The organism is uncultured Abyssibacter sp., from assembly GCF_964000955.1.
In the GTDB taxonomy this organism is placed as follows: domain Bacteria; phylum Pseudomonadota; class Gammaproteobacteria; order Nevskiales; family OUC007; genus Abyssibacter.
This window is the reverse complement of the sequence record NZ_CAXFCL010000096.1, coordinates 1-17,377: the sequence shown is the minus strand read 5'-3', so window position 1 is coordinate 17,377 and position 17,377 is coordinate 1. Positions and strand designations below refer to the sequence as shown.

Annotated in this window: 23 protein-coding genes; 5 read left to right on the top strand and 18 right to left on the bottom strand. The window is 63.9% G+C overall.

Annotation, left to right across the window (positions count from 1 at the left end; genetic code table 11):
- The 3 genes from ABNS06_RS04530 to hutI form a co-directional block, all read right to left on the bottom strand.
- On the bottom strand, nt 1-395 hold a 395-nt coding region (locus ABNS06_RS04530; RefSeq protein ID WP_348672833.1), incomplete at its 3' end, for an N-formylglutamate amidohydrolase.
- On the bottom strand, nt 392-1,924 hold the full coding sequence (hutH, locus tag ABNS06_RS04525) for a histidine ammonia-lyase (RefSeq protein ID WP_348672831.1): 1,533 nt from the start codon (nt 1,922-1,924) through the stop codon (nt 392-394). The genes hutH and ABNS06_RS04530, both read right to left, overlap by 4 nt.
- The gene (hutI, locus tag ABNS06_RS04520; RefSeq protein ID WP_348672830.1) at nt 1,921-3,108 is read right to left on the bottom strand and encodes an imidazolonepropionase; all 1,188 of its coding nucleotides are present in this window, start codon (nt 3,106-3,108) and stop codon (nt 1,921-1,923) included. Before hutI ends, hutH begins: the two co-directional genes overlap by 4 nt.
- A 74-nt stretch (nt 3,109-3,182) precedes the next feature.
- Here hutI and ABNS06_RS04515 point away from each other — a divergent pair, with 74 nt between their 5' ends.
- Nucleotides 3,183-4,553: a formimidoylglutamate deiminase gene (locus ABNS06_RS04515; RefSeq protein WP_348672829.1), complete on the top strand. Its 1,371-nt coding sequence runs from the start codon at nt 3,183-3,185 to the stop codon at nt 4,551-4,553.
- A complete protein-coding gene (locus ABNS06_RS04510) occupies nt 4,553-5,251 on the top strand; it encodes a UTRA domain-containing protein (RefSeq protein ID WP_348672828.1) in 699 nt (232 codons plus the stop codon). The genes ABNS06_RS04515 and ABNS06_RS04510 overlap by 1 nt, the downstream gene beginning before the upstream one ends.
- On the opposite strand, the gene ABNS06_RS04505 is transcribed toward ABNS06_RS04510, so the two are convergent.
- The 5 genes from ABNS06_RS04505 to ABNS06_RS04485 all read right to left on the bottom strand — a co-directional run bounded on the left by ABNS06_RS04505 (nt 5,232) and on the right by ABNS06_RS04485 (nt 7,500).
- On the bottom strand, nt 5,232-5,801 hold the full coding sequence (locus tag ABNS06_RS04505) for a hypothetical protein (RefSeq protein ID WP_348672827.1): 570 nt from the start codon (nt 5,799-5,801) through the stop codon (nt 5,232-5,234). The genes ABNS06_RS04510 and ABNS06_RS04505 overlap by 20 nt on opposite strands.
- Before the next feature lie 69 nt (nt 5,802-5,870).
- Nucleotides 5,871-6,218, bottom strand: coding sequence for a carboxymuconolactone decarboxylase family protein (locus ABNS06_RS04500; protein ID WP_348672826.1), 348 nt, complete (start codon nt 6,216-6,218; stop codon nt 5,871-5,873).
- A 29-nt stretch (nt 6,219-6,247) separates the two neighbouring features.
- Nucleotides 6,248-6,829 carry an NADAR family protein gene (locus ABNS06_RS04495; protein ID WP_348672825.1) on the bottom strand — a complete coding sequence of 194 codons (582 nt, stop codon included), beginning with the start codon at nt 6,827-6,829 and terminating at the stop codon, nt 6,248-6,250.
- 103 nt (nt 6,830-6,932) lie between these two features.
- Nucleotides 6,933-7,250: a CcdB family protein gene (locus ABNS06_RS04490; RefSeq protein WP_348672824.1), complete on the bottom strand. Its 318-nt coding sequence runs from the start codon at nt 7,248-7,250 to the stop codon at nt 6,933-6,935.
- Nucleotides 7,251-7,257: 7 nt separating this feature from the next.
- A complete protein-coding gene (locus ABNS06_RS04485) occupies nt 7,258-7,500 on the bottom strand; it encodes a type II toxin-antitoxin system CcdA family antitoxin (protein WP_348672822.1) in 243 nt (80 codons plus the stop codon).
- A 34-nt stretch (nt 7,501-7,534) separates the two neighbouring features.
- Between ABNS06_RS04485 and ABNS06_RS04480 the strand changes: the two genes are divergently transcribed.
- Nucleotides 7,535-8,059: a transposase gene (locus ABNS06_RS04480; RefSeq protein ID WP_348672821.1), complete on the top strand. Its 525-nt coding sequence runs from the start codon at nt 7,535-7,537 to the stop codon at nt 8,057-8,059.
- Nucleotides 8,060-8,464: 405 nt separating this feature from the next.
- On the top strand, nt 8,465-8,716 hold the full coding sequence (locus ABNS06_RS04475) for a hypothetical protein (protein ID WP_348672820.1): 252 nt from the start codon (nt 8,465-8,467) through the stop codon (nt 8,714-8,716).
- Nucleotides 8,717-8,727: 11 nt separating this feature from the next.
- On the opposite strand, the gene ABNS06_RS04470 is transcribed toward ABNS06_RS04475, so the two are convergent.
- The 9 genes from ABNS06_RS04470 to ABNS06_RS04430 form a co-directional block, all read right to left on the bottom strand.
- On the bottom strand, nt 8,728-9,102 hold the full coding sequence (locus ABNS06_RS04470) for a hypothetical protein (protein ID WP_348672819.1): 375 nt from the start codon (nt 9,100-9,102) through the stop codon (nt 8,728-8,730).
- A gap of 175 nt (nt 9,103-9,277) precedes the next feature.
- Entirely contained in the window at nt 9,278-9,592 is a 315-nt protein-coding gene (locus ABNS06_RS04465) for a hypothetical protein (protein WP_348672817.1), read from the bottom strand.
- A 17-nt stretch (nt 9,593-9,609) separates the two neighbouring features.
- The gene (locus ABNS06_RS04460; protein ID WP_348672816.1) at nt 9,610-10,032 is read right to left on the bottom strand and encodes a hypothetical protein; all 423 of its coding nucleotides are present in this window, start codon (nt 10,030-10,032) and stop codon (nt 9,610-9,612) included.
- A 104-nt stretch (nt 10,033-10,136) separates the two neighbouring features.
- Entirely contained in the window at nt 10,137-10,505 is a 369-nt protein-coding gene (locus ABNS06_RS04455) for a hypothetical protein (protein WP_348672815.1), read from the bottom strand.
- Nucleotides 10,506-10,957: 452 nt separating this feature from the next.
- Nucleotides 10,958-11,425 carry an N-acetyltransferase gene (locus ABNS06_RS04450; RefSeq protein WP_348672814.1) on the bottom strand — a complete coding sequence of 156 codons (468 nt, stop codon included), beginning with the start codon at nt 11,423-11,425 and terminating at the stop codon, nt 10,958-10,960.
- Entirely contained in the window at nt 11,422-12,879 is a 1,458-nt protein-coding gene (locus tag ABNS06_RS04445) for a RimK family protein (RefSeq protein WP_348672813.1), read from the bottom strand. Before ABNS06_RS04445 ends, ABNS06_RS04450 begins: the two co-directional genes overlap by 4 nt.
- 193 nt (nt 12,880-13,072) lie before the next feature.
- Nucleotides 13,073-13,597, bottom strand: coding sequence for a DNA-deoxyinosine glycosylase (locus tag ABNS06_RS04440; protein ID WP_348672812.1), 525 nt, complete (start codon nt 13,595-13,597; stop codon nt 13,073-13,075).
- Nucleotides 13,594-14,064, bottom strand: a complete 471-nt coding sequence (locus ABNS06_RS04435; protein ID WP_348672811.1) for a protein tyrosine phosphatase family protein — start codon at nt 14,062-14,064, stop codon at nt 13,594-13,596. Before ABNS06_RS04435 ends, ABNS06_RS04440 begins: the two co-directional genes overlap by 4 nt.
- Before the next feature lie 11 nt (nt 14,065-14,075).
- On the bottom strand, nt 14,076-15,023 hold the full coding sequence (locus ABNS06_RS04430; protein ID WP_348672810.1) for an alpha/beta hydrolase: 948 nt from the start codon (nt 15,021-15,023) through the stop codon (nt 14,076-14,078).
- 95 nt (nt 15,024-15,118) lie between these two features.
- Here ABNS06_RS04430 and ABNS06_RS04425 point away from each other — a divergent pair, with 95 nt between their 5' ends.
- Nucleotides 15,119-15,610: a MauE/DoxX family redox-associated membrane protein gene (locus tag ABNS06_RS04425; protein WP_348672809.1), complete on the top strand. Its 492-nt coding sequence runs from the start codon at nt 15,119-15,121 to the stop codon at nt 15,608-15,610.
- Here ABNS06_RS04425 and ABNS06_RS04420 read toward each other — a convergent pair.
- Nucleotides 15,607-17,377: NADPH-dependent 2,4-dienoyl-CoA reductase (locus ABNS06_RS04420; protein WP_348672808.1), on the bottom strand; the 1,771-nt coding region annotated here is incomplete at its 5' end. The two genes, ABNS06_RS04425 and ABNS06_RS04420, sit on opposite strands and share 4 nt — an antisense overlap.

Below are 17,377 nucleotides of genomic sequence, written 5' to 3'. Positions count from 1 at the left end.
TCGATCTGCGCGGCGAGTGCGGCGTGGTAGGGCTGGTGAAACCGTGCCAGCCGTTCGGCGATCTCGTCCTCATCGGGCGCCTGGCCGGCTCTCCAGATCGGTGCGTTGTCGAAGTCGATGCGCGGCACCAGTCCGGTGGTGTTCTGCCCGGGGTAAAGGCTTTGGCCGCCGGGGTCGCGGTTGGCGTCGATCACGTAGCGGTGAAACGTGGCGGTCACCGTGGTCGCCGTCGGCAGCAGTCCGCGATAAAGCCGATCGACGTGCCAGTCGGTGTCGGCAAGCGCGCGCCCGGTGGCATTCAGCCGCGCCCTGATCGAATCCGGCATGTCCACGCCGGCATGTGGCGCGGCGAGGATTACGGGGCTGCTGCCCTCGTCGACCACAACCGGGGTCATGACACCAGCCAGGGCTGGGGCACGCCGGCCGCCTCGACCAGCGCACCGGAGCTGACCAGCGCCGCGGCCCGTTCCAGATCGGGCGACAGATAGCGATCCTCCGCCAGCGCGGGCACTTCGCCGCGGATGCGGGCGATGACCTGCTGCAGCGTCGGGCTGGTGATCAACGGTGCTCGCAGCTCCACGCCTTGCGCGGCGCAGAGTGCTTCCACGCCGAGAATGCCGGCCAGGTTGTCGGCCATGCGCAGCAGGCGCCGGGCGCCGTGGCAGGCCATGGATACGTGGTCTTCCTGGTTCGCCGACGTCGGCGTTGAATCGACCGACGCCGGGGTCGCGAGCTGCTTGTTCTCGGACATCAACGCCGCCGAGGTCACCTCGGCAATCATCAGCCCGGAGTTCAGCCCCGGCTTTGGCGTCAGAAACGCCGGCAGGCCGAAGCTGAGCGCGGGATCGACCAGCAGCGAAATGCGGCGCTGGGCGATGGAGCCGGTCTCGGCCAGCGCCAGGGCGATCTGGTCGGCGGCGAATGCGACGGGTTCGGCGTGGAAGTTGCCGCCGGAGACCACCGAGCCATCGTCCAGCACCAGCGGGTTGTCGGTGGCCGCGTTGGCCTCGATGGTCAGTGTGCGCGCGGTTTGCCGCAGCAGGTCGATGACGGCGCCCATCACCTGCGGCTGGCAGCGCAGGCAGTACGGGTCCTGCACGCGCTCGTCATTGGCCATGTGGCTGTCGCGAATGCCGGAGCCGTCCATCAGCAGGCGCAGCGTATCGGCGGCGTCGATCTGCCCCAAATGTCCGCGAAGTTCGTGAATCTCGTGGCGAAAAGGCGCGGAAGACCCCATGGCCGCATCGGTGGATAGCGCTCCGGTGATCAGCGCCGTAAGCGCCAGATTCCAGGCCCGTTGCAGGCCGGTGATGGCCAGCGCGGTGGAGACCTGTGTGCCGTTGATCATTGCCAGGCCTTCCTTCGGCCCCAGCGTGATCGGTTGCAGTCCGGCCGCCGCCAGCGCCGCCCCGCCGGGCATTCGTTGGCCCTGGTAGAACGCCTCGCCCTCCCCGAGCATCACGGCCGTCAGATGCGCCAGCGGTGCGAGATCGCCCGAGGCACCCACGGAGCCTTGCGCCGGCACCACGGGGGTGACGCCTTCGCGCAGCAGGGCCTGCAATTGTTCGATGACCGTCCAGCGCACGCCGGAGGCACCCCGCCCCAGCGACGCCAGCTTGAGTGCGGCGATCAGCCGGACGACGGGTTCGGCCAATGGCTCGCCGACGCCGGCGCAGTGCGAGAGGATCAGATTGCGTTGCAGGGTGGCGGTGTCCGCTGCGCCGATGCGCACGCTGGCGAGCTTGCCGAAGCCGGTGTTGATGCCATAGACGGCGTCCTGACCGGCGGCGACCTGCTGCACGCGGGCGGCGCTGGCCTCGACGCGTTCACGGGCCGACGGGTCCAGCGTGACCGCGGTTCCCGCTTCGGCGACGCGGACAAGCTGGCTCAGGCTGACGGCGCCCGGGACGAGATTCACGGTCATGCGGCGGCTCCGCGGATGCGTTCACGCAAGGGGTTGAAGCCGATCCGATAGCTCAGCTCGGCGGGGTCTTGCACCGCCCAGCGAACCAGATCGACGCGGCGGCCGGGCTCGATGACGCCGTACTCCGCGTCCAGCCCCAGCGCTTTCGCTGCATGTTTCGTCACCCCGGCCAGCGCCTCCGCCGGGGTCAGGCGGAACAGCGTGCAGGCCATGTTCATCGCCAGCAGCAGCGAGGTCAGCGGCGACGAGCCGGGATTGCAGTCGGTGGACACGGCCATGGGCACGCCGGCGGCGCGCAGCGCGTCGATGGGCGGACGACGGGTCTCGCGCAGGGCGTAGAACGCGCCCGGCAACAGCACGGCCACCGTGCCCGCCGCAGCCAGCGCTTCGGCATCGGTGGGGTTCAGGCATTCCAGATGCTCCACCGAGCGTGCCCCGCGCCCGGCGGCCATCACCGCGCCGCCCAGATCGGACAACTGTTCGGCATGCAGCTTGATCGGCAGGCCCAGCGCTTCGGCCTGGTCGAACACGCGGCCGATCTGCTCCGGCGAAAACGCGATGCCCTCACAGAAGCCATCGACCATGTCGACCAGCCCTTCGGCATGCGCGGCCTCCAAGGTGGGCAGGCAGACTTCGTCCAGATAGGCATCGGCGCGGCCGCTGTACTCCGGCGGGATTGCGTGCGCACCCAGAAAGCTGCGCACGATGCGCACGGGCCGCAGCGTTGCCAGCCGTGTCGCGGCGCGCAGCATCTTCAGTTCGGTGTCGCGATCCAGGCCGTAACCGGACTTGATCTCCACGACGCCAACGCCTTCCGCCAGCAGGGCATCCAGGCGCGGCAACGCGGTCTCGACCAGTGCGTCTTCCGAGGCGGCGCGGGTCGCGGCAACCGTGCCGAGAATCCCGCCGCCGGCGCGGGCGATGTCCTCGTAGCTGGCGCCATTCAGCCGCAGCTCGAACTCGCGGGCGCGGTGGCCGCCATGCACCAGATGCGTGTGGCAATCGAGCAGTGCCGGGGTGAGCAGATCACCGCCGAGATCGTCGGCGGGCCAGTCCGCCATCTCCGCCGGTGGTTCGGTGCCGACCCAGGCGATGCGGTCGTGATCGACGGCCACGGTGGCGTCCGCCAGGACGCTGCCGTCCGGCATCAGCACGCGTGCATGGCTGAGGAGTCGCTGCTTCATCTCGACATAGTATGCCGCGCGGGATTAGATTATGTACATACATATTGAGCGGCCGAGCGCGTCACATCCGATCGATGACCACCACCTTGCATGCAGACTGCGCCCTGGTCGCCGGGCAATGGCAACGCGACGTGCGGGTGTCGATCGATGCCGCCGGTCGCATCGCGTCGGTGCACACGGATGCGCTGCCACAGGCCGGTGACCAGCGGCTGAGCGATCGCGTGCTGCTGCCGGCGCCGGGCAATCTGCACAGCCACGCTTTTCAACGCGCCATGGCCGGGCGCACCGAACGCCGAAGCGGGGCCAACGACAGCTTCTGGACCTGGCGCGAGCAGATGTATCGCTTCGTCGACCGGATGACACCGGACCACCTGCTGGCCGTCGCGGCACTGGCGTATGTCGAGATGCTGGAGGCCGGCTACGCTGCGGTGGCGGAGTTTCACTACCTGCATCACGCGGTCGGCGGTGCGGCCTACGCGAACATCGCGGAGACCACGTCACGGATTGTCGCCGCGACCGAGACCGCCGGGATCGGGTTGACGCACCTGCCGGTGCTGTACCAGCGCGGAGGCCTGGATGGTCGTCCGCCGGCCGGTGGCCAGCAGCGGTTCGCCTGTGATGCGGATCGCTTCGCCACCTTGATGAGCGCCGCCCGCGATGTGCTGGCGCGCACCCGGCCGGATGCCCGCCTCGGCGTGGCGCCGCACAGCCTGCGTGCCGTCGATTCGGGTGGCTTGAAGCTGGCGATCGAGCTGGTTCAGGGCGGCCCGATCCACATCCACATCGCCGAGCAAACCGGCGAGGTGGACGAGGTGCTCGCCGCGACGGGGTTGCGCCCGGTGCAATGGCTGCTGGAACACGTCCCGGTTGATGATCGCTGGTGCCTCTTGCATGCCACGCATCTGGACGATGCGGAGGTCGCATCGCTCGCGGCCAGCGGCGCCACGGTGGGTCTGGCACCGGTCACGGAAGCCAACCTGGGTGATGGCATCTTCCGCGCCGTGGATTTCCGCGATGCCGGAGGCCGCTTCGGCATCGGCACCGATTCCAACGTGCGCATCGATCTGGCCGAGGAACTGCGAACGCTGGAGTACGGGCAGCGATTGCAACGCCGAAGCCGGGCCGTCATCGCGGATGACGATTATTCCAACGGCCGGGTGTTGTTCGATGCCGCCTGCGCGGGTGGCGCCGCGGCCCTGGGCCGCGCCAGCGGCGAAATCGCCCCGGGTAACTGGGCCGATTTGCTGACGCTGGACCGGACGCGCCTGGACCTGGCTGGCGTCACTGGCGACGGTTGGCTGGATGCCTGGATCTTCTCCGCGCCGGGACGGGTGGTTCGCGATGTGTGGTCGGCCGGCCACCACCGGGTGCGGGATGGCCGCCATGTTGAACGGGAGGCCGTCGAGGCCGCCTATCGCCGCACGCTGGCGGAGCTGACCGGCTGATGGCGACCGGCTACCGGGAGGTCAAGGCGGCGCTGCTGACCCGGCTGCGGGCCGGAGAGTGGCCGGCGGGCAGCACCATGCCGGGCGAAGTCCAGCTGGCGGACGAGTACGGCTGTGCGCGCGTTACCGTCAACCGCGCGCTGCGGGAGCTGGCCGAGGACGGCATCGTGAAGCGTTGGCGCCGTCGCGGGACCGAAGTTGTCGCGGGTCGTGGGCGCCACACGCGGCTCACCATCCGCCAGGCGCGGCAGCAGGTGGAAACGGACGGCAAGACCTATCGCTACGAATGCCTGCGCCAGCGTTTACGCACGCCGCCGGTCCGTGTCGCCGATCAGTTGGGTTTGAATCGTGAAGCGGAGGTCATGGAAGTGCTTTGCCGGCACTGGGCGGATGACCGGCCATACCAATTGGAGGAGCGCTGGATCAATCTGACGGCTGTCCCCGAAGCGCGGGAGGTTTCGTTCGCCGAACTGCCGCCCGGCGAGTGGCTGCTGGACGTGAAACCGCTGAGCGATGCCGAGCACGTGCTGACGGCCGCGAACGCCACCTCACGGAACGCCTCCAGGCTCAGCCTCGACATCGGCGACGCGTTGTTCGTCATCGAACGCCGCACCTGGTGGCAGGGGCAGGCCGTGACCAGCGTGCGACTGATGCATCCGGCAAACGGTTTTCGCCTGGTCACGCGGGATGTGGCGTAGGCCGCATCAGCAGCACGACGCCCATCCCGATCAGTCCCGCGTTGCGAAGGGCGCTGCCGAACACCTGGAAGATCTCCGGCGTCGCGATGATGCCCAGTGCCAGGTTGATCGCGATTCCGCACAGAAAGACGATGGCCGTCCATCGCGGAAAGCGGCCCGCGCGGAAGGTTGCGGCGCCAAACAACAACCCGCCCAGAATCATCAGGATGCCGTGGGCGGTGTAGACGCTGCCCAACCGCGACCACAGCGACTCGTAGTCCGGAACTTGCTCCACGAGTGCGTACAGCGTGGTGTGGGCGAAGTAGATAAACGCCGCCCCGTACAGCAACGCGCCGACGAGCCCGAGAATGCCGATCGTCTCGCGCTGCACCGCGAACAGCCCCACGAACAGAAACGGCATGATGACGAAGGCCAAATAGTTCGCCCAGAGTTGAGGCACGGAGAAACCCTTCGTGACCCACTCGGCCACATCGGTCAGCGTGTGGATGCCGGGCGCGAGGATCGCGGCCGCGCCGATGAGCACCTGCAGTTGACGGGCTGTTGGACTCACGACTTCCGGCGCCTCACCTCGAAGCCTCACAGCGCGAAGTCGAAAGGCCGCGCGGTGGAGGCTCCCTGCCTACAGGCCCTGTTCCTGGTACTGGCTCAGCGCCTGCATCGCCTCGATGCCGTAAACCACCGAGGGCCCGCCTCCCATCAGAATGGCGACGGCCACCGTTTCGGCCACCTCCTCCTTGCTGGCGCCTGCCTGCATGGCGTCATGCACGTGGAACGAAATGCAGCCGTCGCATCGCACCGTGATGGCGATGGCCAGCGCGATCAGCTCCTTCACCTTCGAATCCAGCGCGCCGGTTTTCAGGCTGGCCTGGTGCAACGTTCCGAAGCCCTGCATGACCTCGGGAATGGCCATGCCCAGCTTTTCCATCCAGGTGTTCAATTCCTTGTAGTGCTCGGGAAAGTTCTTCATGCGATGGTCCTCGTAGATGTGAAAAGGTCCTAACCCGTGCCGGTTGGGCCGGCCCCCGCATCCTGCAAACGATCACGCACCTCCATCAGCGCGAATCCCAGCAGATTCTCGCCGCGCCATTGGTTGGGGTGCGTGACCATCGCCTCGTTGAGATCCATCCCGATGCCCCAGATCGGATCAATCGGGCTCGCCTCGACCAGGACCCGCTCGCCGGTACTCAGCAAATACGCACGCAAGTCGGCATGAGCCCCGAACTTGCCGAGATTCGCCTGCACCACCGCCGCAAACTTCGCCGCATCCCATCGATTGCTGTCAAAACCAACGACCTCACGACCGGCCGCCTTGGCAGCGCCCGGCGAAGCCGCTTGGATCGCCTTCTGCCGACTGGCGTCATCCCCAAACAGCCGCGCCTTCTCCGCCATCATGAAATGCTCGGCGCTTGCGTAATCCACACCCTCCACCGTGAATGGTGCGGGGAACCACTGGCTCAGACACGAGGGGTCGCGGCGCTCCGGTGACCGTTGCCGATGGCCCCAGAAATAGACGTACTTGGCCGAACGCCCCGACTCAAGTTCCGCAACGAGTTCACTGACAGATCGGGCGGCTGACATCGGTTCTCCGGTAGCTGGTTGGTCGGGTGTTCACTGAACCGCAGGAACTATCTTTCTGACCATCGTCACTTGTTGGGCGACAACTTCACCAGGGCAAGAACACCTACACAGCAGTAAACAGAAGATCCACCGCAGCAAGCAGCTCGCCACGATGTTCAGATAGAGTCCCGCGGGACGCAGCCAGCTCTTTGCAAGGAACCGATGCCAACTCTGTTGTTGACAGGAAATACTGTTGACCCTCGATCAATACGACTGGGTTCAGGCGCTGCATCGTTGGCTCCTCTGATGGTTGGGCAATGACCAGGGGCGCCATAATGCGAGTGCTGAGCGCACTCAGCATTTCATGCTGAAGATCGACGATGTACGGCGCCCACTCACGCGACCGAGGGTTGGGGTTGGCGTAGTAGTCGAACTGCGGCATGCGGACCTCAGAAGCTGCGGTATGCGGCCAATGCTGGCCCGCGTTCGTTGATGCGCCGGTTGTAAGCCTCGATGGCTTGACGATTTGCCTCCAGCCACTCGAGTTGTTCGCGACGGCTGATTTCATCTTCGAGCGACCGCTCCAAAGTCTGGGACAAGTTCACTCCAAGGCTCTTTGCCTTATTTTTCAGGGTGGTCCGAATCCGCAGATTTACCGGGGACTTTTCCTCGGCTGTGGTTTCGCTGTGCATTGCTCTCGCCCACGAAAATTTATGCGCCCATAGTATGCGCACATGGTATCGCCTGCAATTTCGGGTGACCGGCTACGGTAGCCCTGCCACACGGCAGTCACTATCGTCGGCGAGTAATCACTCGACTCTGCATAAGGAGATCGCTGCTCTCGTCGGTGTGGCACCGATGAACAAGGACAGCGGCAGCTACACGGGCAAACGCCGAATCAGAGCTGGTTGCTCACGGATCCGCACCGTGCTGTTCATGGCGATCATGTCCGCCACCCAGCGGCAATCCAAAACTCCGGACCCAGTATCAGCGTCTATTGGCCGCCGGCAAACCACCGAAAGTCGCCATGGTCGCCTGCATGCGAAAGCTCATCACCATCCCCAATGTGATGATGAAAACCGGACAACATTGGAACCCTGCTTTGGCCTGAATTTATTGACTTCCGACCATAGTCACGGGCTAGGTGGAACTTTCGTTCTTTCGCTTGAGCCCGAGAAGATGCGTTTCCTTCGCCGCTGCCTTTCTTTCTCGCTCCCGAGCCCTGCAACTTCGACAACGTATCGCTGTTGAAAAGAAATATCCCTGGGCCTCCTCGAACCACCACTTTTGTTGCCTAGCAGTCCAAGTTTCTTCAGCACCACAATCTCTGCACTCGAATTCAATGTCCTGATAGTAGTCCGGTGGAACGGCATAGCTATTACCGATGTTCAGCTTTGATCTGTCCACGGGGAGCCATCGTCCGGTGCGAACCATATGCGCCCTGTGGTCAGCCTCCTGCTTGAGCGCGACATCCTGCCTCTTGGACTTAATCTCAGACCTTCGCTGGCGATTGGATTTCAACTTGCCACCTAACGCTTGAGGTAGGGGGCGCCGGAGTACGCAGCACGGAGGGAACCAAACACGCGCAGCGGGTTTGTCGTCCACTTGACCACTTCGTTGGGTAACTCGCTACGCCTCATTGGAACAACCTACGCAATGCTCTCCCCCGAGTACCCAATGGGGCAACTCGCTTTTCGGATGGTAACGCAAGGCGGACCAAAACCACCGCCTACCGCACCGGGGACAACGGATACTGAGCGATCCAAAGAACACTCCAAACAGCAACAAACCGATGCCGACAACGTTTGTAAGGTGATTCAGTTCAAGCGCAAAGAGAACGCCACCAGAAAGAGCGCAGCCAACTGCAAGGAAGACTTTCCAGAGCTGGCCCGTCCTCGCTACTTCTGATTCACCCGGGCTCATCGTGTTATCCAACGCTCGAATTGCCAGTTGGGTGATACACAGGAGCACGCCTGAATGAATGCTTCGCGTAGCTCATAAAGTGAACGCCAGCTTGCTCTGAAACTGCACTGAACACGAATTTCTTGATCAGAGCGCTCGATGAATGTGCATCTCACTTCCACGGCGCCAGCATCTGCTGCATGAAGAGATAGTGTTTGCTCGCCATACTCCTCCTGAAGAATGGCGGACCCGTGCTTAGCCTCCCCCAATGAGGCCAACTGCCCAATGAACTGATCAGCAGCTGCGGAGTTGATCGGCAGCTCCCTGTCGAAACTGACCCACTTGGACTCCAGAATCAGCGAAGGAGCGGCGCTCGAACCGTCCCAGGTCAAGCCGTTTATCCAAAGACTACTAGCACCGTCTATTGATCTGATTCGAATATGCACGGACTGGCCAGCTAACGCTGAAGCTCAGGGGCGCCGGAGCGGCATAGCCGCGGAGGGGATTTTGGAGCGCAGCTCCAAAACGTCCCTTGCAGCGCCTTGTTGGGTGGCAGCGCTCCAGACCTCATGGTGAGGTGACAACGAAATTGAAAACCGAACCAGACATGCCCGTTCCGACTAGCCAGGCCAACCCTCGCGGCAGTGTTTTATAGATTTGCTCCCAATGCTCTGATGAATCTCGTTCGACCCGGCGGGCACCAACTAGATATTGCTGACCAATGACAAGCAGTAACACTGGAAGAACAAAGGTAATGATCAGGATTCCAACAGTGCCGATGACACCAAATTCTGAAGGTGGGGGTGTGACCATTGGCAACACGATGCCATGGCCGACCCCGCACAGGAGGGCCGTGGGAATTGTGGCATCAGGAAATTTCATGCCACCCAACGCTCAAGCTAAGGCGCGGGCCCGCCGGAGGCGGGACCCCCGGCCTGAGCGCCTTGTTGGGCGCTCAATGCTCGAACGGCTAGCCAGACGAGCAACGCAAGGGCATAGATGTTGATACCAATGACTACATTTCCCCAGCCTGCGCTCACGATCGTGTTAAGCCCGAGTGTGAAGGTGAAGCTGGACTCTGGGCTCATGAAGTGAAAGAGCTGAACCAACAGGAATAGCGCCCCGAGAAGAACAGCCCACAGACGGCCGAGGAACAGGCCAACGCCAGCGCAAATACCGACAAGCGCAAGGGCAAGATTGCTGGCAGTGAAGACCGGTGGGAAGCCTAGCGTCGAACCTATATACAAGGTCCACAGCACACCAAGGCCACCATGTGCTGTGACAATGCCTGCGATGATCTTGTCCTGAATTGCGATGCTCATGATCTTTTACGCCCAACGCTTCAATAAGGGGCGGCCAAAGCGAAGCTTTGGGCGTCCCGGTTGCCCGTAGGGCAACCCCTGCTTGATTGACTTGTTATACGACCTCACTCGATGCTCCTCACTTTGGACTCTATTTGCTTCTCCAGCTCAAAGTCATCGAAGGACCAATTTGAAGATGGTGCCAATATTAATGACACCCACCCTTGAACATATGTAACTGTTGCCAACCCTCCTTCGGTATCTGCTTTTTCTGACCGAACCTCATATTCTCTATCACAGATACTTGGAAATAATCCAATCGTTAAAACTGTTAGGTACTGTGCGCCGCAATGAGGAAATGGAGTGCCGGCCATAGATATTTGGATTTCCTTAGCATCCTTGAGCTTCAAAGCTTTTTCATCAAGGGTAATCTTATGGGTTGCACATCCCATTGAAATTGCCGCGATAATGATAGTTGTGACGAAACTCTTCATGTCGTATAACGCTTATTGGGTGGACATTGGCGGCCTAATGTCTCCGCTTTAGGCCGTATAACGTGCTGCGAGATCACGTAAGTCGTTGATTTAACGTGATGCGGTTGGAGAAAGGCGGCCGCTGCGCCAGTCAATTGCGGCCATCGGGCGCCTAATCCGCCGTTACGAGTCCATCCATTATGCATAGAGGTTCCCTAAGTGGCTGGTTTCTCAAGCTCGTCTCGTTTATGGGCGGTGTCACTACGGAGCAAACGCCGCCAAGTTACTGAGCGGTAAAACTGTCGGCGCAATTCTGCGCGGCACTCCATTGAAGAAGCTATTTCTCCCTTACGGAGCAAACATACACCTTGCAGGCGGAGCGGTTCACTCGGTTTCCCGGAAGGCACGACTCGTGTGCCTCAGTGCGCTGGGTTTATGGTGGTTAATCCGGCGGCTTGCTGCAGCGGTCCCGCTCAGGGGGCGAGTTCACGGCAAAGGCGTATGCCGTTGCTCCCGTCTTCGTAGTAGTTCGGTAGGAGCTTTTGTTCGCTGAAGCCATGCTTGCGGTATAGCGAGATTGCGGCGGTGTTGGTCGTTGCGACTTCCAGGCAGATGCCTGTGCATCCTCCCAACGCGGCGAGGTTGGATGCATCGTCCACGAGCAGCGATCCAAGGCCCCGGCCGCGGGAGCCGGCATTCACCATGAGTGAATAGATCCGTGCCATGCGGCTGTTGCTGCGGGTGAGCAGGATCAGGGCCGCGGCGAGCGCGGTCGGGTCGTCGTCCGAGTCGATGACGCGGATCAGGGCCGAGGGGCGTTGCAGCAGGCGTCGCATGGAACGCCGGGCAATGCGGTCGCCGTCAAAGCCCTGCTCCAGCGCCAGCAGGGCCGTCAGATCGTCGGGCCGGGCGGTGCGGATGACGGGTGCCGCGATGGTCACTGTTTCCGCGTCCGGGCGTCCAGCCGATCCATCATGTGCTGCATGATGATGCGGTAGAGGTCGGCGCCCAGTACGCGGTCTTCGACACCGGCGTCCAGGCTGGGGTTGTCATTCACCTCGATCAGCGCGACGCGGTTGCCGAACTGTTTGAGGTCCACGCCGTACAGGCCGTCGCCGACGGTTTTCGCCGCCTTCATCGCCACTTCGAGCACGCGTGTCGGCACGGCATCGATGGGCAGGGTGTCGGCTTCGCCTTCCTGCTTGCCGGAGGTGTCGCGCTTGATGATCTGCCAGTGCTCCGGCGCCATGTAATACCGGCAGGCGTACAGCGGCTGGCCGTTGAGAATGCCGATGCGCCAGTCGTACTCGGTGGGCACGAAGGACTGCACCACCAGCAGGTCGGAGCGTTCCAGCAACTCCTTGGCGGTTTGCTTGAGCGAGGCCTCGTCGTTGATCTTGACGACTCCGCGGGAGAACGCGCTGTCCGGCTGCTTGAGCACGCAGGGAAAACCGACGGCGTCGGCGACGTCCTTGAGATTGCCGCGATGCAGGATCAGCGTCTTGGGCGTGGGCACGCCGGCGCGTTTCATCCGCTGGGCCAGCCAGACCTTGTTGGTGCAGCGAAGAATGGACTGCGGATCGTCGATCACGATCAGGTCGTCCTGCGCGGCCCGGCGGGCGAACCGGTAGGTGTGGTGATTGACCGCCGTGGTCTCGCGGATGAACAGGGCATCGAATTCGAGCAGACGGCCATAGTCGCTGCGCTCCAGAAACTCGACGCCGAAACCCAGGTCTTCCGCAGCGTTGCGAAACTGCTTGAGCGCCCGCGCGTCGGATGGCGGTTCCTGTTCCTCCGGATTGTGAAGAATCGCCAGGTCGTAGCGGGCGCGCTTCACGCGCTTGCGGCTCGGGCGCTTGCCGGCGAAGTAGTCGGCGGCCGAGGCGTGCAGGAACTCACGCTGGGATGTGGGCACATCGTCCAGCGCAATGGCGGAGAGGCCCACGATTTCCCATTTGGTCTGCCGGGCGAAGCGGGCACGCAGCAGCGGCGCCGGGAACAGATTGAACAAGGCCCGCGCCAGGCGCGCGTGGCGTTGCGCGGCGCAGCGGCCAAAGTACACATGCAACTCGTAGGTGTCGGACTCCAACCGGCCGAGGCTGGTTTGCACCAGGTCGTCGGTTTCGGCGCGGATGATGCGCGGCCCGTCGCGGGATTTGAGGTCCTGCACGGTGGCGATTTCCGGCAACGGCTGGTGCCCGCGGGCCCCGGCCAGCAGCGACACGTAGTAGCCCGAGCTTTGATACCGGTAGGAGCTGCACAGGTTGTAGATGCGGCGCCGTCCGCCGCCGGCGTGGCGGTCGTCGGTGAGATAGTCCGCCGCGGTGATGACCGCGATGCCCTCAGGCGGCTCCGGCCAATCGGCCAGCCGGTCGACAACAACCAGTCCCGTCATCGATGTCTCCGCGAGGAACCTGGCTCAGCTGGCCAGGTTTCCTGATGTTGAAAACGCGGATTGTAGGGCTAGGGAAGCACTAATTGATTCATGCCGCCAAGTTGCCGCCTGAAATGAGGCCAGGCAAGGCGCGAGGAGAGAGGCTCCGTCTTGGTGGTGTGACTAAATCAGTACTTCCCTAGACGCGGCGAAATCAGGGATTGTTTTGCACGGCCTGTTTCACCACGGTCCAGGCCTGAAGTTTTTGCTCGAAACGCAGGCTTGCGTGGGCCGGGCTGGTCGACGGCAACCGGGTGGCAGGCAGCTGCGCGATGCGGGTGCTGCGCGGGTGATGGCGCCGGAACAGCGTGGCCGCGGTGCCACCGTTGAGGAAGACCCGGGCGATCCGCGGGCACTCGTCCAGCAGGGCATCCAGCGGGTTGGGGCGCACGGAGGCGCCGCGGATGTCGGCGTCCAGGCTGCCCGGGCGGTCGGCCTGGGCGGCCACATCCCAGACCGCGACGCCCGCTTCACGCAGACGCGCGCAGCGGTCGGGGTAGTCCAGCGTCGGCTCGAAGCCGAACAGCGCGCCCATGATCGGCCAGAACGCGTTGCGTGGATGGCCGTAATACTGGTGCGCCTGCACGGAGGCCACGCTGGGCAGCGACCCCAGAATCAGCACGCGAGCGCGGTGGTCGGCGATGGGTGGAAAGCCGGTGACCGTGGGTGATCCGGTCATGCCGGCAGTGGCGGGTGTCCGTTGTCTTGCAGCACGCTGTCGATCAGTTCGCGCCAGGGCCCGCCCGGGGTCCAGATGGCCGTGAGGTCGGGCAATGCGGTTTCGGGAGCGATGCCCTTCCGGTCGATCAGATCCATGAAGATCATCGCCGATACCCGCATGTTCAGCGCGCAATGCACCAGAATCGGCTCGGATTCATGTTGTTCCAGCGCGGCGCCGAAACGGCGCAGATGCTCGCGGGTGGGCGCGGTGAACACGATGGGCTGGTGGTCGTAGCCGATGCCCTGCGCCCGTAGCAGCGCGGCTTCGTCGGCGATCGCGCCATCCGAATCCGCCATGGCCAGATTGATCACGTGACGGATGCCGGCGGTGCCGAGCGCCCGCAACTCCTCGCGGGTCGGCTGGCCGGCGGTGTGCAGGGTTTCGTCCAGCCGTCGGTAGGCCTTGACCCGGGTGAGGTCCAGCATGGCCGGTCGCGTTACATGCCCGCGGGCGTGTGGCGATCGATGAACGGTCCGTAGAGCTCCACCGTCGCGCGCGGGTCCTCGATCATCGGGCAGTGACCCGTGCTCTTCATGATCTCCAGTTCGGAGTTCGGCAGCAGGTCGTCCATGACACGGGCGGACGACACGTGGATCAGGCGATCGGTGTCGCCCCAGATGATCAGCGTCGGGGTCTCGATCTCCGGCAGCACCGGCTCCAGGCGGAACAGGTTTGTCCGGTACTCGGTGAACACCTTCTGGAGGAAGTCCGCATTGTCGATGGCCTGTTGCGCCAGGGCCTCGACCGCGAACGGCGGGACCCAGGGTCGGTTCACGAACACCATCTCCATGAGGTGGTCGTAGTCCTCGCGTGATCGAGGGATCAGGGCGACGCGCCCGGTGGATTCAACCTCCCGCATCAGGTCGCTAGGCACCGGTGACTCGACGCCGGCCGCGTTGATCAGGCCCAGCGACAGCAGCTGTTCGGGATAGGCATGTGCGTAAGCGCCGGCCAGGTTGCCGCCCATCGAGTTGCCCGCCAGGTGAAACTGCGTGAGCCCGAGGGCTTCGACGAATGCGGCCAGGCGGTCGCGCTGGGTGGCGATGTCGTAGGACTGATCCTCGTGCCGGGCGTTGTCTCCGAAGCCGGGCAGGTCCGGCGCGATGACGCGATGATCCGGCGTGAGATGGCCGGCGAACCGTGTCCAGTTGTCCTTGTCGCCACCGAAGCCGTGCAGCAGCAGCACAACGTCGCCCTCGCCGCCTTCCAGGTACGGCCAGCGGTCGCCATTCACCTCCACCGTCTTCAGGTGAAGCATGGCGCGATCGCGCTCCGCCTTGAGCGCGAGTTCCAGCGCTTCCTGCGGATGGGTCTCGATATAGGCGTATGTGCCCAGCCCCAACACGCCGATGATCACGCCTACGGCGATCAAGAACTTCGACATGGCATCCCTGCGTTGCTTTTAAAAGTTAGGCGACATAATAATGAAACGAGGCCGCGCGCTTGTCCGGCCCTTTTGTCAGGGGAACAGACAACAGCATGCGCGAGCCTGCGTTCAACCGGATCGGCCGACGCTTCTTCGGAAGCCTGCTGCTGCTGGCCGCCCTGACGAAACTGGCCAACTTCGCCGGATTCATCGGCGTGGTCGCATCCTACGGCATGATGCCGGACTGGGCACAGTTGCCGGTGGGCCTGCTCGCGGTGTCCGCCGAGGCCGGTCTGGGTGCGTGGCTCTGGAGTGGTCGTCGCGGGCCGCTGGCCTGCCTGCTGCTGGTGATGCTGCTCGTGCTGTATTGCAGCGGGCTGTTCTTCGCTTATCTGGACGGCCGTCGCCTGCTGAACTCGGGCACCTTCGGCACCGTGGTGCCGCTGCGCGTCAGCCTCGGGCTGGTCCTCGCGCAGCTTGGACTGCTTGGCGTGTCTTTCTTCCTGTGGTCGTCGGTTACGGCGCATCGGCTGCGTGAGCAGCTGGCGCTGGATGCCAACCCGGCGGTGATGATGCCGCCCGGGCCGCCCACCGGGGCGGCCTAGACCGCCGCCGCCAGCTCGCTCGCCTGCCGGATCGCCCGTTTCGCATCCAGTTCCGCAGCCACATCGGCGCCACCGATCAAATGCACCGGCTTACCGGAGGCTTCCAGCCCCTCCAGCAGCTCGCGCAGCGGTTCCTGCCCGGCGCAGATCACCACGTGATCGACCTCCAGCACCTGTGGTTCGTCGCCGATGAAGATGTGCAGGCCGGCATCGTCCACGCGATCGTAGGTGACGTTGCCGATCATCTGCACCTGCTTGTCCATCAGGCTGGTGCGGTGCACCCAGCCGCTGGTCTTGCCCAGGCGCTTGCCGAGCTTTTCGTCCTTGCGTTGCAGCAGGTAGACCGTGCGCGCCGGCGGTTCCGGATGCTTGGGAATCAGGCCGCCGGGGCTGCTGGCCGTCAGATCCACGCCCCACTCGGCGAACCAGGCTTCCGCGTCCAGTGTCGGTGAGGTGTCCTGGACCAGGAATTCGGAGACGTCGAAGCCGATACCGCCGGCGCCGATGACGGCGACGCTCTTGCCGACGGGCGCGTTGTTTCGCAGCACATCGGTGTAGATCAGCACTTTTTCGTGATCAATGCCGCCCAGATCCGGCACGCGCGGGCTCACGCCGGTGGCCAGGACCACCTCGTCGAACTCGTCGGCGACCAGGTCCTCGACGCTGACCTCGGTGTTCAGCTTGACGGTGACGCCGGCCAGTTCGAGCTGGCGCTCGAAGTAGCGCAGCGAGAACTCGAACTCCTCCTTGCCGGGAATCCGCTTGGCCATGTTGAACTGGCCGCCGATCTCGCCGGCCTTGTCGAACAGCGTGACGTTGTGGCCGCGCTTGGACGCTTCCACCGAGAACGCCAGCCCGGCCGGGCCGGCACCGACCACGGCGAAGTGCTTGGGAGCGGTGGTCGGCTCGAAGTTCAGCTCGGTTTCGTAACAGGCCCGCGGGTTGACCAGACAGCTAGCCCGCTGGAGCTGGAAGGTGTGATCCAGGCAGGCCTGGTTGCAAGCGATGCAGATGTTGATCTCGTCGGCGCGGTTGTCCGCCGCCTTGTTGACGAAGGCCGCGTCGGCCAGCAGCGGCCGGGCCATGGACACCATGTCGGCCTTGCCGCTGGCGATGATGTCCTCGGCGACCGTGGGGTCGTTGATCCGGTTGGTCGTGACCAGCGGAATCGACAGCTCGGCCTTCATGCGGTGGGTGACCTCGGCGAAGGCCGCGCGCGGGACTGACGTCACGATGGTCGGCACCCGCGCCTCATGCCAACCGATGCCGGTATTGATGATGGTCGCGCCGGCCGCCTCCACCGCCTTGCCCTGGTAGACGATGTCGTCCCAGGTGTTGCCGCCTTCGACCAGGTCGAGCATCGACAGCCGGTAGACGATGATGAAGTCCTCGCCGACCGCCTCGCGGACATGCTTGACCACTTCCACCGGCAGGCGGCAGCGGTTTTCCACCGAGCCGCCCCACTGATCGTCGCGCTTGTTCGTGCGAACGCAGGTGAACTGGTTCAGGAAATAGCCTTCGCTGGCCATGATCTCGACGCCGTCGTAACCGGCTTCCTTCGCCAGCTTCGCCGCGCGGGCATAAGCCTTGATCTGGCGCCAGATGCCCCAGTTGGACAGGCCGCGCGGGCGGAACGGGTTGATCGGCGCCTTGACCGAGGACGCGGACACCGACAACGGGTGGTAGCTGTAGCGACCGGCGTGCAGCAGCTGCAGGCAGATCTTGCCGCCCTCCTCATGCACCGCATTGGTGACCTGCCGGTGACGG

Bases quoted from the DNA above. Each gene is read 5' to 3' on its own strand.
- hutH (WP_348672831.1), bottom strand. From the start codon at position 1,924: ATGACCGTGAATCTCGTCCCGGGCGCCGTCAGCCTGAGCCAGCTTGTC.
- hutI (WP_348672830.1), bottom strand. From the start codon at position 3,108: ATGAAGCAGCGACTCCTCAGCCATGCACGCGTGCTGATGCCGGACGGC.
- ABNS06_RS04515 (WP_348672829.1), top strand. From the start codon at position 3,183: ATGACCACCACCTTGCATGCAGACTGCGCCCTGGTCGCCGGGCAATGG.
- ABNS06_RS04510 (WP_348672828.1), top strand. From the start codon at position 4,553: ATGGCGACCGGCTACCGGGAGGTCAAGGCGGCGCTGCTGACCCGGCTG.
- ABNS06_RS04500 (WP_348672826.1), bottom strand. From the start codon at position 6,218: ATGAAGAACTTTCCCGAGCACTACAAGGAATTGAACACCTGGATGGAA.
- ABNS06_RS04495 (WP_348672825.1), bottom strand. From the start codon at position 6,829: ATGTCAGCCGCCCGATCTGTCAGTGAACTCGTTGCGGAACTTGAGTCG.
- ABNS06_RS04490 (WP_348672824.1), bottom strand. From the start codon at position 7,250: ATGCCGCAGTTCGACTACTACGCCAACCCCAACCCTCGGTCGCGTGAG.
- ABNS06_RS04485 (WP_348672822.1), bottom strand. From the start codon at position 7,500: ATGCACAGCGAAACCACAGCCGAGGAAAAGTCCCCGGTAAATCTGCGG.
- ABNS06_RS04480 (WP_348672821.1), top strand. From the start codon at position 7,535: ATGCGCACATGGTATCGCCTGCAATTTCGGGTGACCGGCTACGGTAGC.
- ABNS06_RS04475 (WP_348672820.1), top strand. From the start codon at position 8,465: ATGCTCTCCCCCGAGTACCCAATGGGGCAACTCGCTTTTCGGATGGTA.
- ABNS06_RS04465 (WP_348672817.1), bottom strand. From the start codon at position 9,592: ATGAAATTTCCTGATGCCACAATTCCCACGGCCCTCCTGTGCGGGGTC.
- ABNS06_RS04460 (WP_348672816.1), bottom strand. From the start codon at position 10,032: ATGAGCATCGCAATTCAGGACAAGATCATCGCAGGCATTGTCACAGCA.
- ABNS06_RS04455 (WP_348672815.1), bottom strand. From the start codon at position 10,505: ATGAAGAGTTTCGTCACAACTATCATTATCGCGGCAATTTCAATGGGA.
- ABNS06_RS04445 (WP_348672813.1), bottom strand. From the start codon at position 12,879: ATGACGGGACTGGTTGTTGTCGACCGGCTGGCCGATTGGCCGGAGCCG.
- ABNS06_RS04440 (WP_348672812.1), bottom strand. From the start codon at position 13,597: ATGACCGGATCACCCACGGTCACCGGCTTTCCACCCATCGCCGACCAC.
- ABNS06_RS04435 (WP_348672811.1), bottom strand. From the start codon at position 14,064: ATGCTGGACCTCACCCGGGTCAAGGCCTACCGACGGCTGGACGAAACC.
- ABNS06_RS04430 (WP_348672810.1), bottom strand. From the start codon at position 15,023: ATGTCGAAGTTCTTGATCGCCGTAGGCGTGATCATCGGCGTGTTGGGG.
- ABNS06_RS04425 (WP_348672809.1), top strand. From the start codon at position 15,119: ATGCGCGAGCCTGCGTTCAACCGGATCGGCCGACGCTTCTTCGGAAGC.